The organism is Streptomyces sp. NPDC017979 (assembly GCF_044328175.1).
In the GTDB taxonomy this organism is placed as follows: domain Bacteria; phylum Actinomycetota; class Actinomycetes; order Streptomycetales; family Streptomycetaceae; genus Streptomyces.
This window is the reverse complement of record NZ_JBIRGU010000002.1, coordinates 339,047-352,767: the sequence shown is the minus strand read 5'-3', so window position 1 is coordinate 352,767 and position 13,721 is coordinate 339,047. Positions and strand designations below refer to the sequence as shown.

Below are 13,721 nucleotides of genomic sequence, written 5' to 3'. Positions count from 1 at the left end.
CCCCGCGTGGATCACCGACTCTGCCGCACGCCCCGGGCCCGCGGGCGAAGTTCCCTCCCATACGGCCGAAGCTCACCCCTGCACCACCGGTTCCATCAAGACTTCACCCGGGTTTCACCCGGAATACCGACCCCACCGAAACCCCTTCAGCGCCATTCTGGCTGAAATGCATACGGCACCCATGGTGTCGGGGCGCTCAACTCGCGGCGCGGGCCAGGGCGCGGTGCTCCGTCGGACGGATCCCCGTGGTCCGCTTGAACGCCACGCTCAACGCGTACGCGTTGGCGTACCCCACCTTGCGGGACACCGCGGCCACGGTCTCGTCGGTCTCCACGAGCAGGTCCGCGGCCCAGCAGATGCGCCAGTCCGTCAGATACGCCATCGGCGACTGCCCCACCAGGTCAGAGAACCGCCGGGCGAACCGCGCCCGGGAGAGCCCGACCTCGGCGGCGAGCCCGGCGACCGTCCACGCCCTGGCCGGATCGCCGTGGATCAGCTTGAGCGCCCGCCCCACCTCCGGGTCCCGGTACGCCCGGTACCAGGCGGGCGCGTCCGCGTGCGGCAGTTCGAACCAGTCCCGCATCGACGTCACCAGCAGCAGGTCGAGCAGCCGGTCCAGGACCACCTGGCGCCCTGGCACGTCCCGCCCGATCTCCCGCTGGATCATGTCGAGCGGCGGACACCCGCCGGGCGCCGCGGGCAGCCGGGCGATCGGCGGCAGCGCGGTCAACACCCGTTGCGAGACGCTGCCGTGGAGCTGGTACGTCCCCCGCAGCAGGACCACCCCGGTGCCGTCGTCCCGCCCCGGCACCGGTTCGAGCCCGCACATCGGCAGATCGCCCAGGACCAGTGCGCCCTCCGGGGTCGTGCACCGGTGGTCGTCGTGGACGAGCGCGTGCGGCGCGGTGTCGGGCGCATCGGCGACGGTGTACGGCGCGGGCCCGACGACGATCGCCACGTCCCCCTGCTCCAGCGGCACCGGCTCCACGCCGTCCCGCAGCACCCAGGCGTCCCCGCTGAGCATCGTGAGCAGCGCCAGCGGCGTCGCTTCGAGGAAGCGCATCGACCAGGGCGGGTTGACCAGGGACTGCTTGAAGAGGGCGCCCCGGGGCCGGACGTCCTGGAGCAGGCTCGACAGCGCGTCATCCATGCCCGGATCGTACGGCCGGGCCACCGGCGGCCGCCGCTGCGGCGAGACGATCAGACATCGAAACGAGAGGAACAACCATCGCCCGTGCCGTGCGCCCCCGCTGTACTGGGGTGCATGACGACGACTCGCCCCGCTACCTCTGCTTCCTCTGCTTCCTCGGCCTCTTCGGCTTCCTCCGTGGACTTCGGCACCGTGCTGGTGCTCGGCGCCACCGGCAAGACCGGCCGCCGGGTCGCCGCCGAACTGCGCCGCCGCGGCTTCACCACGGTCGCGGCCTCCCGCACCAGCGAGGTCCGCTTCGACTGGGCCGACCGCTCCACCTGGGAGCCGGGCCTGACCGGCGTGCGTTCCGTGTACGTCGTGGACTCCCAGGGCCCCGCCATGGGCGTGGAGATGACGGAGTTCACGGCGCTCGCCGCCCGCCTGGGCGTGGAGCGGCTGGTGCTGCTCTCCGCCCGGTCCTGGCCCGAGATCGACGAGACCAATCCGCACCTGGTCCCCGAGCGGGCGGTCCGCGAGTCCGGTCTGACGTGGACGGTCCTGCGCCCCACCTGGTTCGCGGAGAACTTCACCGAGCTGGAGTTCTTCGCCCCGCTGCTGGCGACCGGCGAACTGCGGCTGCCGACCGGCTCGGGCCGGGAGCCGTTCGTCGTCCTCCAGGACCTGGTGGACGTCGCGGTCGCGGCGCTGACGGAGGACGGACACGCGGGCCGTACGTACACCCTGTCCGGTCCGCGCGCGCTGAACTTCACCGAGGCGGTCGCGGAGATCGCCGAGGCGGCCGGCCGCTCCTTGCGCTTCACACCGGTGAGCGAGGAGGAGTACCGCGCGGACGTGGCGGCGGCCGGCTACCCCGAAGACGTCGCCGACCTGCTGGTGACGGTCCTCCACCACATCCGGGACGAGGGCGGCGCGAGCGTGACGGACGGCGTCCGGCAGGCGCTGGGGCGCGAGCCGCGGGACTTCTCGGAGTACGTCAAGGCCACGGACTTCCCCGCGGCCGCGCCTACGGCTTGAGGTCACCCGCGGCGGCACGCCGCTCGGCCCAGTCCGACCGGGCGAGTGCGTACTCGACCTCGCCGTGCTCGGAGCCCTCGACCGCCACCGGCCAGTCCCCCGCGTAGCTCCGCAGGAGGGCCAGCCCGGCCTTCTCCATCACCCGTCGGGAACGCGTGTTGACCGCCATCGTGTTCGCGGTGACCAGGCTGACCCCGAGTTCGGCGAAGCCCTTGTCGACCAGGGCCCGGGCGCCCTCCGTGGCGTACCCCTTCCCCCAGGCGGACGCCTTCAGCCGGTAGCCGAGTTCGACGACGGCGGCGATGTCGTCGGCCACCGGCCGGAACTCGAACCAGCCGACGAACGCGCCGGTCTCCTTCTCCTCCGCGGCCCAGTAGCCGCGGGTGCCGGTGCAGGGGTGGTCGTGCAGGACCCTCGGCAGCACCCGTGTCCGCACCGTCTCGCGGCTGGTCGGCTCGCCGCCGCTGAGGTAGCGCATCACCGCGGGATCGCCGTCCAGGTCGAAGAGGCGGTCGGCGTCGTCGGCGGTGAAGGGGCGCAGGGCGAGACGCGCGGTCTCCAGGAAAACGGGCATCCCCCGATTCTCACCGCCGCCCGCCGGGCCTGCCATCCGGTTTACGCGGGCGTCGCGGGGTTGCGCACAGGCTCACCGTCAGGCGGTGGGCCCGTCAGACAGTGGGCCCGTCCGCGGTCGGGACGGCCGCGTCCTCGCCGTCCAGCCAGATCCGTTGCCGGCCGTCCGGGGTGACGGTGATCCCGTACCGGTCCCGCGCGGGCCGCCCGCGCAGCGCCCAGTCCCCGTAGGCCGTCTCGACCGTCTCCCACAGCCGGCGCGGCCCGTACTGCTCGACGGCGTACGCGTCGCGCCCCGGGACGTAGTCGACGGAGGCCCAGGACCTGCGGTCGTCGGCGAGGATCCACAGCGTGGACTCGCGGCTGCCGTCGTCCGCGTCCACCAGCACGTACCAGGCGTCCGGCAGGGCCAGCCCGATGTGGAACAGCGCGTCGGAGTCACCCAGGACGGCCCGGGGATCGAGGGTCGTCCGCGTCTCCTCGGCCAGTTCGGCGTGGTGGACGAAGTCGCACAGGAAGCCCCGGTGCGGCCGGCCGTTGCGCGTCCGCATGAACGCCGGGAACCCGTGGAACCTGCCCCGCCCGACGCCGTCGACCACGTCGAGCACCGCGTAACTGGCGTGGAAGAAGCTGCCGCCCCACGGCGCGACGATCCGACCGCCCGGCACCTGCTCGATCCACGCGTACGGGATCCGGGGCACGGTGTACGTGGCCAACAGCCGGTCGTACGGGGCGCTGTCGGGCCACCCGCGGTCGGCGTCGCCGCGGACGACCGCCGGGCAGTACCCCGCCAACGCGCAGTTCTTGACCGCCTGTTGCGCGAGCACGGGATCCACCTCAACGGACACCACGTTCTCCGAGCCGAGCCGGTGCGCGAGCCACGCCGCGTTGTACCCCGTACCGGCCCCCGCTTCGAGCACCCGGTGCCCCGGCGCGGCCTGGAGCAGCCGCAGCATCTCCAGCATCACCGACGGCATCGAACTGGACGACGTCGGCAGCAGGTAGGCCCCCTGCGGGGCGTCCCGGCCGTCGTTGTACTGCGTGGTCAGCGGCAGGTCCCCGTACGCGTACCGCAGCCACTGCGCGGGCGTGCGGCTGCGGGACACCACCCGTCCCCCGGCCTCGAACGTCTCCGGCAGGAACAACTCCCGCGGCACGGCGCCCACCGACTCCCGCCACTCGACGGGCACCGCGCCCTTGTTGACCAGGATCTCGACCAGCCGCTCCGGTGAACTCACGTCCGCGCGTCAGTCCTCGTCCGGCTGCGCCGGCGGAATGGGCCGCTCCCACTGCCCGTCCGACTCCCGCGGCGCCTGCTGCTGATCGCCGTCGGCGCCGCCCTTGCCGTCTCCGTGCTTCCCCATGGTCTTCGCCCTCCGTCCGCTCCGGTGCGCCTGCTGGTTAGTCAGGCTCCCGCACCCTCGCCCCGTCCGGCAGGCGCCTTCCAGCCGCCCGCGCGGCGCGTTGTGGCACACCCGGCGCGGACTTCCGGGCGCGGGCGCAACCGGGCGCGCTACGCGCGCAGTTCAGCGGTGGGAGCCTCCGGCCGGGTCCGCATCACCCACGCGTAGCCGGCCAGCCCGATTGCCCCGCGGACCACGGCGTCGACCTACGCCCACGCCATGCCGTCCCGGGTGCCCCAGGTGCCCTGCCCCAGCCTCCAGAACACGAGCAGGCTCAGCGCGCCCGCCACCATGACGGCGCTCACGTACTTGGCCAACGCCGTGCCGCCTCTGCCCAGCCAGGTTCCCAGCAGCCCCGCCGGGATCTGCACCGCCACGTGGAAGAGCGCGCAGGCCAGCGGCGCAGCGAGAAGGAGCGCGAAGGGGGCGTCCGCGGTCGGGTCGCCCGGCGCGTTCGCATAGCCGGCGTCCAGCAGCCACGACGGCGGCACCAAGAAGGTCGGCTGCGGCGCCGGACGGGCCGCCGCCGAGCTGGCCGCGCTCGGCGTCCGTGCAGTGGGCGTGGACCCCGACGCGTGGATGCTGGGCGCGGCCCGCGAGCGGTGGCCGGGCGTCGAGTTCCTGGCGGCCGGCGCGGAGGCGTTGCCGTTCGCCGACGGGAGCGTACGGGGCTACCGCGCCGACAAGGTCCTTCACGTGCTCCAGGAGCCGGCGCGCGCGGTTGCGGAGGCGCGCCGGGTGCTGTGCCGGGGCGGCCGGATCGTCCTGGTCGGCCAGGACTGGGACGCCGTCGTGGTCGACGCCGACGACGCGGCCCTCACCCGTACGATCGTGCACGCCCGCGCCGACCTGCTGGCCGCTCCCCGCGCCGCCCGGCAGTTCCGGAGCCTGCTGCTGGCCGGCGGCTTCGGTGACGTCGCGGTCGGGGCGCACACCAGCGTGTTCACCGACCCCGCGATGCTGCCGCTGCTCACCCGACTCGCCGAGCCGGCCCGCGCCAGCGGCGCGATCGACCGCGATCAGGCGGACGCGTGGCTCGCGGAACAGCGCGGCCGCGCCGAGGCGGGGCGCTTCCTCGTCGCGATTCCGTTCTTCGTGGCGTCCGCATCCGCGTGAGCATTCTCGCCCCGCTCATTCCTTCACCGAGGCGGAACAGGATGTATACGTGCGTTGAGGACGGAGGAACGCAACAGGATGGTCGTTCCGGCCAATTCCTGGACGGCCGGAACATCACCTTCTGACCCTTCTCCATGTCCTGCACTCTGAAGAGAAGGGCGTCATCCAGACAAAGTAAGGGGAGTTCACGATGAGGAACTTATGGAGAGCTGCCGCTATGGGCGCCGCTTCCCTCTCCCTGTGTGCTGCGGGCCTGACCTTCGCGCCCTCGGCGGCGGCCGGCTCGGACCGCGGGTGCCCCGAGGGGCACTTCTGCGTCTGGGACAACGGCACGTACTCCGGGCCTCCCACCTGGAAGTCCACCACTGGCCTCTACGACCTGCCGGAGTCGACGGGCATATCCTTCGTCAACAACACGTCGGTGGATGTCCGCTTCAAGATCATCATTGACTTGGAGGAGCAAGACGGCTGGCTGATCCCCTGCCTGAGCTCCCTGCCGGGCCGGAACGCGCACGCCTGGAACGACCGGTACGAGCGCAGCCTCTCGTGGACCAAGATCGGCGAAACCTGTTGACGGGTGCGGCATCGTGCGCACCGGTCGGCCGCAGGCGAGGAATTGCGGCCATGACATTGCTTCGCCGAATTCTCTACGCATGAGATCTCATGGGCTCCTTCGATCTCCACGAAGACGCCTTTACGATCGATGACCTTCCGGGAGCGCGGGTAGACGTGCCACCCGCAAGGAATTCGGCGACTTCAGTCGGGCAGCGTCATTGAATGCCGCGACAATCTACGCTAAGAGGTTTCCGCCCTCCGGTAACGGACTCACCCGCGAAATCCGAGCTTCACACTGCACCCATGCCCTTCGGCGTCAGCGCTGCGGACTGATCCCCGCGACGGCGAGGTGGAAGAGCCGGTGTGCCAGGGCGACGGGGTCGGGGTGGCCCGCCGTCGCCAGGGCGATGCCGACGGACAGGGCGATCAGGTCGGCGGTGGTGACCTCCGGGGCGACCGCGCCGTCCCGGACCGCGCGGGCCAGCAGCGGGGCCGCCGCCGCTTCGAGGTCGGCCGCGCAGTGGTTCTCGTCGTGCGGCTCCGGCTGGGCGATGTCGTACGAGAGCGCGGCGGCCAGGCCCCGGACGCAGACGCAGTACTCGACGACCTCTCCCAGCCACTCCAGGAGCGCGGCGCGGCCGTCGTCGTGGGCGGCCAGTTCGCGGGCGCGGGCGCCGAGGCCGGCGATGCGCTGCTGGGCGACGGCCTCCAGCAGGGCGCGGCGGGTCGGGAAGTGGCGGCGCACGGTGGCCGAGCCCACGCCGACGGTGCGGGCGATCTTCTCCAGGGAAGCGTCCGCCCCGTGGGCGGCGACCTCCTCCTCGGCCACGGCGAGAATCCGCTCGTAGTTGCGGCGGGCGTCGGCGCGTTGGCGCACGGGACGCTCGGGCTGCTTCGGCATGGCGTTCACCTCCGGCGTTGCTAAGTGGCGGGCCCCGCCGTATCGTACCCAAACGTAAACGGCGGGGCCCGCCACTTGCTGCACCATCACCTGAGGAGCGTCATGCCCACAGATCCCGCGACCCCCGTAGCCCGCTCGACTTCCGCGCCCGTCCTGGTCACCGGCGCCACCGGCAAGCAGGGCGGCGCGACCGCCCGCGCCCTGCTCGCGCAGGGCGTCCCGGTCCGCGCACTGGTGCGCGACGCGTCGACCGACCGGGCCCGAGCCGTCGAAGCGCTCGGCGCGCACCTCGTCGTCGGCGACCTCCGCGACCGCGATTCGCTGGTCCGGGCCGCCGAGGGCGCCCGCGCCGTCTTTTCCGTACAGCTGCCCGTCAACGAGCAGGGGTTCGACTTCGACGGAGAGGTCACCCAGGGCCTGAACCTCGTCGCAGCCGCGAAGGCCGCGGGCGTACCGCAGTTCGTGCACACCTCCGTCACCGGCGCCGACCAGCACACCGAGGCTCCCGGCTGGGCCGACGGCCGGTGGGCCGCGATGGAGCCGTACTACGCCGCAAAGTGCGCGATCCAGGACGCGGTCCGCACCGCCGGCTTCGCCCACTGGACGCTCATCAAGCCGGGCTTCTTCATGGAGAACGCGCTCCCGTCCGAGGGCTACCTGTTCCCCCGCGGCATCGAAGGCGGCCTGGTCACCGCGATGGCCCCGGAGACCGTACTGCCCCTGGTCGCCGCGGACGACATCGGCGCGGCAGCCGCCGCGGCCGTCGCCGCGCCGGAGCGCTTCCACCGGGTCGAGTTGGAGCTCGCGAGCGAGCGCCTCCCGGTGAAGGAGGTCGCCGACATCGCCTCCCGCGCCCTCGGAGTGCCCTCGTTCACGTTGGCCACGACGGAGGCGGAGGCGATCGCCGCCGGGATGTCGACGCTGCTCGCCCCCGCCCAGGCGTGGCAGAACGCGTTCGACCCGCCGGCCCACCCGCAGTACGCCCGGGAACTGGGCATCCCGCTGACGCGTTTTGAGGACTGGGCGCGCAAGCACCTGTCCCCTGTCGCCTAGGAAGTTCGGCAGATCGAGGAGGACGGCATGGCGACTCGCCACCTGTACGTGGTGCGGCACGGCATGGCGGACGCGTTCGGCGAACTGACCGACGCGGGCCGGCAGCAGTCCGAGCTGCTGGCGGAGCGCCTCGCCGCCCTCCCGATCGACGCGGTGTGGCACTCGCCCCTGCCGCGCGCGGTGCGCTCCGCGCAGATCGTCGGTGAGCACCTGGGGAACATACCCGTGCGCGAGGCCGCCGAGTTGGTGGACCACGTGCCGTACGTACCCGCCGACGTCCCACCGCCCTGGGCGGGCTTCTTCGACGGCTACGACCTCGCCGAAGCGGAAGCGGAAGCCCGCCTGGCCGACGCCCTCCTCGCCCGCTTCGCCCGCCCCGCCTCCGCCGAGACGCACGAGGTCCTGGTCACCCACGCCTTCCAGGTGGCCTGGCTGGTACGGCACGCCCTCGGCGCCCCGCCGGTGCGATGGCTGGGGTTGAGCTGTGGAAACACAGCCCTGACGGCGATCACCTACCCGGACGGCGCGTCCCCGACCCTGCTGACGTACAACGACATGGCCCACCTCCCAACCGCCCTGCGCTGGACGGGCTTCAGCCCGGGCGTCCGGCCGTAGGAACTGGTTCGGGGCCAGTTCAGGGGGCCGGGCCGTGCAGCCGGATCCGGCTCCCGTGTTGCCGAGGTCTCCGCAGGTCAGCCCGCGTCCCTGAGGACCGCGTGGGCCGCGGCGAGGCGGGGTTCGGGTTCGGGTGGGTGGGTGCCGGAGACGGTGTCCGCCCAGGTGAGGAGGCGTTCGACGGCGGCGTCGGGCTCCGTCGTGGTGAGGGGCGGGGTGCCGAGGGCGACGGTGCCCGTCGTGCCGTCGACGGTGATGAGGGTGCCTTCGCGCAGCGCGCGGTCGCCGGTCGGCAGGGGCGCGCCGACGACGGCGGGTTTGCCCAGGGCGCGGGCGACGACCGCGGCGTGGCTGGTGGGGCCGCCGCGTGCGGTGAGGATGCCGGTGGCGACGGCGAGGCCGGGCATGTCGTGGGGGGAGGTCTCGGGGCGGACGAGGACGACCGGGCCCGTCGCGGCCATGCACAGCGCGCTCTCGGTCGTGGTCGCGACCCGGCCGACCGCCACGCCGGGGCAGGCGCCGACGCCGCGGGTCAGGACGTCGACGTCCGGGGACGGGGCGATGCGGGGGGTGCGGGCGTGGCGCAGGTGCAGCGGGGTGACCCTGAGCAGCGCTGCTTCGCGGGTGATCGTGCCCGCGTCGGCGAGGTCCGTGGCGACGCGTACGGCCGCGGCCGCGCTGAAGCGAGCCGGGCGGCACTGGAGGAACCACAGCTCGCCGCACTGGAAGGTGAACTCGACGTAGCAGGCGTCGCGCAGGGACTCTTCAATGCGCCACAGGGCGGTGCGGAGGGCGGCCCAGACGGTGGGGGCGTGCTCGGCGAGGTCGAGGAGCGGGCGGGTACGGGTGCGGCCGGAGACGACGTCGTCGCCCTGGTGGCCGAAGAGGACGTCGCCGTACGGGGCGTTCTCCCCCGTGTTGGGGTTGCGGCTGAAGGCGACCCCGCTGCCGCTGTGGGCGTCGCGGTTGCCGAAGACCATCGCCTGGACGACCACCGCGGTGCCGAGGTCGTGCGGGACGTCGTGGAGTTCGCGGTAGGTGCGGGCGCGCTCGGTGTGCCAGGAGGAGAACACCGCGCCGAGCGCCAGTTCCAACTGGCGGGCCGCGTCGTCCGGTAAGGGCGCGTCGTCCCGTACGGCAACGCCGTCCGACACGTTCGCGTCGACGTCGGCCGTCGCCGCCGCGAACGTCGACAGGAACCGCTGCCGTGCGGCGTGGGCGAACCGTGCGTCACCGGTTTCCGCAGCGAGCGCGGCCGTCGTCTCCGCCGTCAGGCCGAGGTTCAGGACCGTGTCCATCATGCCGGGCATCGACACGGCCGCGCCGGAGCGCACGGACACCACCAGGGGGCGGCCCGGCCCGCCGAACCGGCGCCCCGTCGCGGCTTCCACGTCACGTATCGCGTCGGCTAGTTCGGACGTGAACCCGTCGGGCAGATGGCCGTCGCGCAGGAACGCCCGGCACGCCTCCGTGGTGACGACGAATCCGGGCGGCACCGGCAGCCCCAGGCGCTGGAGCTCCACGAGCCCGCGCGCCTTCGCGCCCAACACCTCCGCCGACTCTTCGGCCTCCGCGGACAGCGGACGGATCCACTTCACCGCGGGATCCCCAGGGTGATGAGCAGGTCTTCGTGCAGCTCGGCCCAGACGGTGTGGTACGAGGCGGTGTGGTCGGTCACGTACCCCAACTCGCCTGCCACCGAACGCTTCAGGGCCTCGGTGAGCCGGATCCCGTAGCCGGTGAAACGGGGCAGCGCGGCGGTCAGTTCGGCGCAGACGACCGCGGCCCGCAGGTGCAGCGCGAGGAACCGGTCGAGGACCCGGGCGTCGTACGTCGCGTCCCGGTGGTCGTTGACCGTCGGCACGCCGTCGACGGTGCGCAGTTGCCAGGCGGTGCAGAGGTCGAGCAGTTCGGGATTGAGCACGAGGAAGCGTTCGTACGCCGCGAGGACCGCGGGGCGGGCACCGGTCGACTCCAGTTCCCGCGCGGTGCGGTCGGCGTCGGCGGCGCGGCCGGCTTCGGTCAGGCCCCAGCCGCCGAAGCTCCCGCTCAGGTACGTCACGAGGCCGGCGACCGCGAGGTCCAACAGCTCGGACTCGACTGCCGATTCGTCCAGTGCGGTGGCCGCGGACAGCCGCTCGACGCCGGCGAAGCCGCCGCAGCGCAGGGCGTGGAGCACGAGCGGCGCGGTCTCGGTGCCGGGCAGCTCGATCACGCTTCGTCCCTTCGCAGTGGTGAGCTCGCCGAAGAGTCGACGGTCGATGTGGTCGGAGCCGTCGATGCGGTCGGAGCCGTCGATGTGGTCGGAGCTCCCGATGTGGTCGGAGCTGCCGATGCGGTCGGAGCCGTCGATACGGCATGGGCCGCGCCCCGGCCGTGGGCGCGGGCGACGATCGCCCCGCCGTGGACGCGGACGGCCCCCTCCGTCTCGGCATCGCTGTCGGTCAGCCCCGCCGCCGATGCCACGCCACCCTCGCCGTCGACGACGAGTTGCAGACGCTGCCAACTCTCCGCCGGGAACACGGCGCGCAGACCGGCCGTCAGGTCCCTGACCTTGAGACGTACGAGACTGCCGGTCTCGGCCGGGTCGGCGGTGGTGACCACGACGGTGACCCGGTCGCCCGGCCGGGCGGAGCGCACGGCCTCCTCCGCGGCGCCGACGCGGCCCGCGCCCACCACCGCCACCAGGCCGTCGGCGGCGAGGTCGACCGGGTCGTCGGTGAGCAGGTCGACCAGGCCCGCGGGCGGGGACCAGGGCTCCCGGCACGCCTCGGCGGGCCCGACGTAGGGCAGGTACGAGGGGGCCCAGCGATCGGCGAGGTCGAGCCCGGCCAGGTGCTCGCACGCGCGCGCCCGGTCGAAGGGGTCCCCGAAGCCCGGCGCCTGCTCGGCGAGGAACCCGGCGCCGCCGAGCAGGGTCAACACCAACTCGGCCAACCGCACCTGGCGTACCGGCGCAGCACCAGGCACCCCCTCGGGCCCGTACGACTCCAGCGCAAACCCCAGCAACAGCGCCTCCAGCGCGGCGAGTTGGGCCAGGGCCGCACGCCCTTGCTCGTCGTCGACCACGCCGACCAGGGAGCGCAGTTGGAGGCGCCCACCCGCCGCGGTGTCGTCGACCAGCGGCAGCCGCTCCAGCCAAGTGCGGGCGAAGGCCCCCAGCGCATCGGCCAGCGAGGCCGGCGGCAGCACTACCGTCGCCGGGGCGACGGACGGGGCGGCGCCGTCGACCAGGTCCACGAGGACCGCCAGATACAGCGCGCGCTTGCCGGGGAAGTTCGAGTACACCGCGCCCCGGGTCAGCTCAGCGCGCTCCGCGATCCGGTCGACCTTCGCCGCGGCGTACCCGTGCGCGACGAACTCCTCCCGGGCCGCCACCAGGACCGATGCACGCGTGCGCGCCTGCTGTTGGACCCGCGTCAGCCGAGCCACGACCAACTCCCTCCCGCCGACCGCGCCGGCCTCACCGAGGCCATCAGAATACGCACACCATCCAGATGATGTCGACATCTCAAATGTCCGGGGTCCGGAAACACGGTTGCGCGCGGGGCGCGCGCGGCCCGCTCATCGGTCACGTCGGGCCGTCGGTGTACGTGGCCGTCCTCCACTCCGCGGTCTGCCTCGGCCCGACGGACGGCCGGCTCGTCGCTGCCGAACTCCTCGACGGCACCCCGCACGAGGCGCTGCGCCGCTGCCGCCCGCACTCCGTGTGAGGCGTAGCACCCCTGCTCCGTACGGCAGTTGACAGCCCGAACACTGCACGTCAGAGTCCCGGAGTGAGCCAGACCAGCGAACTGACGCCCGCGGAGGAACGCGTCCAGCGGGCCTTTCCGCGCGGCGAGTCCGTCGACTTCGGCGCCCCCGGGGAGGAGGGCCCGGCGCACGGCGGGAGCTGGGGCCCCGAGCGGACCGTACGGGCGGGCGTGCTGCGCGCGCTGCTGCTCGGGGCGCCCCGGGAGGAGGGGGAGGTGGCGGCCCTCAGGGTCAACGGAGCGCGGATCACCGGCGTGCTGGACCTGGCGTACGCGACCGTCGACGCCGCCGTGCGACTGCGCGGGTGCCGCTTCGACGCCGTCCCCGACCTGTACGGCGCGCAGCTTCGGGAACTCGACCTGACGGCGTCCGACCTGCCCGGGCTGGCCTCGGCATCCGTGCGCGTCGAGGATGCGTTGCGGCTGACGGACTGCCGGCTGAGGGGACCGGTGCGGCTCGCCGGGGCGCAGCTCGCGGGCGCGCTGTTCATGGAGCGCGCCCACTTCACCGAACCGACCACCACCGATGCCGGGCCGGACGGCACCGAGCCACGCGACACCGGTGACAGCGGCGACACCGAGCCCGTGCTCCAGCTCAACCAGGCCGCCATCGGCGCCGACCTGTGGGCGCCTGAGCTGCGCGCGTACGGACAGGTGCGGCTGACCGGCGCATCGGTCACCGGCCGGATCAACGTCCAGGACGCCGAGTTCCACCGCCCCGGCGGCACCGCGCTGGACGCGCAGAACCTCACCGTCGGCGGCCACGTCCGGTTCAACTGCATCCGCACCCGCGGCCGGGTCGAACTCCGCGGCTCGCGCATCGAGGGCCGGCTCGACCTGCACCACGCCCGGCTCTCCCACCCCGGCGGCACCGCCCTGCGCGCGAGCAGTTGCGTCATCGGGGAACTCTGGCTGCGGCGGGGCCCGCGGATCGTGGGCGCGCTGAACCTGCGGCGCTCCCAGATAGAGATCCTGACGCTGGAGCCGGAGATGCTGCCGGACGAAGTGCACCTCAAGAACCTCACGTACACCATGCTCACCCCGCACGAACCCGCCGAGCGCCGGCTGCCGATGCTGGAGCGGCACGACGGCCAGTACGAGCCGCACGGCTACGAGCAGCTCACCGCGGCGTATCGGCACGTGGGGGACGACGACGCGGCCCGGGCCGTCCAACTCGCCAAGCAGCGCCGCCGGCGTGCCACGTTGAACTGGTACGAACGGCTCTGGGGGCACGTCCAGGACACCACCGTCGGCTACGGCTTCCGGCCGGTGCGCTCGGCGGTCTGGCTGCTGGTGCTGACGACCGTCGGGGCGATCGCGTACGGGCTGCGGCACCCGCGGCCCGTCAAGGCGGACGAGGCGCCCGACTTCAACCCGTTCTTCTACACCCTCGACCTGCTGCTGCCGATCGTGAGCTTCGGCCAGGAGGCGGCGTACGTCCCGGACGGCTGGTACCAGTGGCTGTCGTACGCGCTGATCATCTCCGGCTGGATCCTCGCGACGACGATCGTCGCGGGCGTGACGCGCACGATCAGCCGCCAGTGACGACGGCCCGCCCGGGAAGAAGTCCCGGGCGGGCCGTCACC

14 protein-coding genes and 1 pseudogene are annotated in these 13,721 nt (G+C 73.1%); 7 read left to right on the top strand and 8 right to left on the bottom strand.

Annotated features, from left to right (window positions below):
• Window positions 1–196: 196 nt before the first annotated feature.
• Window positions 197–1,150 (bottom strand): AraC family transcriptional regulator, encoded by a 954-nt coding sequence (locus ACH4E8_RS07550; RefSeq protein ID WP_398445323.1) that lies wholly within the window; start codon window positions 1,148–1,150, stop codon window positions 197–199.
• 177 nt (window positions 1,151–1,327) lie between these two features.
• On the opposite strand from ACH4E8_RS07550, the gene ACH4E8_RS07545 reads away from it, so the two are divergent.
• Entirely contained in the window at window positions 1,328–2,167 is an 840-nt protein-coding gene (locus ACH4E8_RS07545; RefSeq protein ID WP_398445321.1) for an NAD(P)H-binding protein, read from the top strand.
• On the opposite strand, the gene ACH4E8_RS07540 is transcribed toward ACH4E8_RS07545, so the two are convergent.
• The 3 genes from ACH4E8_RS07540 to ACH4E8_RS07530 all read right to left on the bottom strand — a co-directional run bounded on the left by ACH4E8_RS07540 (window position 2,157) and on the right by ACH4E8_RS07530 (window position 4,637).
• Window positions 2,157–2,741: a GNAT family N-acetyltransferase gene (locus ACH4E8_RS07540; RefSeq protein ID WP_398445319.1), complete on the bottom strand. Its 585-nt coding sequence runs from the start codon at window positions 2,739–2,741 to the stop codon at window positions 2,157–2,159. The two genes, ACH4E8_RS07545 and ACH4E8_RS07540, sit on opposite strands and share 11 nt — an antisense overlap.
• A 94-nt stretch (window positions 2,742–2,835) precedes the next feature.
• Window positions 2,836–3,978, bottom strand: a complete 1,143-nt coding sequence (locus ACH4E8_RS07535; protein WP_398445317.1) for a methyltransferase domain-containing protein — start codon at window positions 3,976–3,978, stop codon at window positions 2,836–2,838.
• A 371-nt stretch (window positions 3,979–4,349) separates the two neighbouring features.
• Window positions 4,350–4,637 carry a hypothetical protein gene (locus tag ACH4E8_RS07530; RefSeq protein ID WP_398445315.1) on the bottom strand — a complete coding sequence of 96 codons (288 nt, stop codon included), beginning with the start codon at window positions 4,635–4,637 and terminating at the stop codon, window positions 4,350–4,352.
• 4 nt (window positions 4,638–4,641) lie between these two features.
• On the opposite strand from ACH4E8_RS07530, the pseudogene ACH4E8_RS07525 reads away from it, so the two are divergent.
• Together ACH4E8_RS07525 and ACH4E8_RS07520 are read left to right on the top strand one after the other, a co-directional pair.
• Window positions 4,642–5,259 (top strand): annotated as a pseudogene (locus ACH4E8_RS07525) (methyltransferase domain-containing protein); the annotation flags it as partial.
• A gap of 217 nt (window positions 5,260–5,476) precedes the next feature.
• Window positions 5,477–5,833, top strand: coding sequence for a peptidase inhibitor family I36 protein (locus ACH4E8_RS07520; protein WP_398445314.1), 357 nt, complete (start codon window positions 5,477–5,479; stop codon window positions 5,831–5,833).
• A 297-nt stretch (window positions 5,834–6,130) separates the two neighbouring features.
• Here ACH4E8_RS07520 and ACH4E8_RS07515 read toward each other — a convergent pair whose 3' ends face one another.
• The gene (locus ACH4E8_RS07515; protein ID WP_398445312.1) at window positions 6,131–6,715 is read right to left on the bottom strand and encodes a TetR/AcrR family transcriptional regulator; all 585 of its coding nucleotides are present in this window, start codon (window positions 6,713–6,715) and stop codon (window positions 6,131–6,133) included.
• Between the two features lie 102 nt (window positions 6,716–6,817).
• Here ACH4E8_RS07515 and ACH4E8_RS07510 point away from each other — a divergent pair, with 102 nt between their 5' ends.
• Window positions 6,818–7,768 carry an NmrA family NAD(P)-binding protein gene (locus ACH4E8_RS07510; protein WP_398445310.1) on the top strand — a complete coding sequence of 317 codons (951 nt, stop codon included), beginning with the start codon at window positions 6,818–6,820 and terminating at the stop codon, window positions 7,766–7,768.
• Between the two features lie 27 nt (window positions 7,769–7,795).
• Window positions 7,796–8,383, top strand: coding sequence for a histidine phosphatase family protein (locus ACH4E8_RS07505; RefSeq protein WP_398445308.1), 588 nt, complete (start codon window positions 7,796–7,798; stop codon window positions 8,381–8,383).
• Window positions 8,384–8,460: 77 nt separating this feature from the next.
• On the opposite strand, the gene ACH4E8_RS07500 is transcribed toward ACH4E8_RS07505, so the two are convergent.
• The 3 genes from ACH4E8_RS07500 to ACH4E8_RS07490 are packed head-to-tail and all read right to left on the bottom strand — an operon-like array spanning window position 8,461 to window position 11,815.
• A complete protein-coding gene (locus ACH4E8_RS07500; protein ID WP_398445306.1) occupies window positions 8,461–9,981 on the bottom strand; it encodes a pyruvate, phosphate dikinase in 1,521 nt (506 codons plus the stop codon).
• On the bottom strand, window positions 9,978–10,598 hold the full coding sequence (locus tag ACH4E8_RS07495; protein ID WP_398445304.1) for a transcriptional regulator: 621 nt from the start codon (window positions 10,596–10,598) through the stop codon (window positions 9,978–9,980). The genes ACH4E8_RS07500 and ACH4E8_RS07495 overlap by 4 nt, the downstream gene beginning before the upstream one ends.
• Entirely contained in the window at window positions 10,595–11,815 is a 1,221-nt protein-coding gene (locus ACH4E8_RS07490) for a TetR/AcrR family transcriptional regulator (protein ID WP_398445302.1), read from the bottom strand. The genes ACH4E8_RS07495 and ACH4E8_RS07490 overlap by 4 nt, the downstream gene beginning before the upstream one ends.
• A gap of 68 nt (window positions 11,816–11,883) precedes the next feature.
• Here ACH4E8_RS07490 and ACH4E8_RS07485 point away from each other — a divergent pair, with 68 nt between their 5' ends.
• Entirely contained in the window at window positions 11,884–12,096 is a 213-nt protein-coding gene (locus ACH4E8_RS07485; RefSeq protein ID WP_398445301.1) for a hypothetical protein, read from the top strand.
• A gap of 63 nt (window positions 12,097–12,159) precedes the next feature.
• Window positions 12,160–13,680, top strand: a complete 1,521-nt coding sequence (locus tag ACH4E8_RS07480) for a membrane-associated oxidoreductase (protein WP_398445299.1) — start codon at window positions 12,160–12,162, stop codon at window positions 13,678–13,680.
• Window positions 13,681–13,721 lie beyond the last annotated feature (41 nt).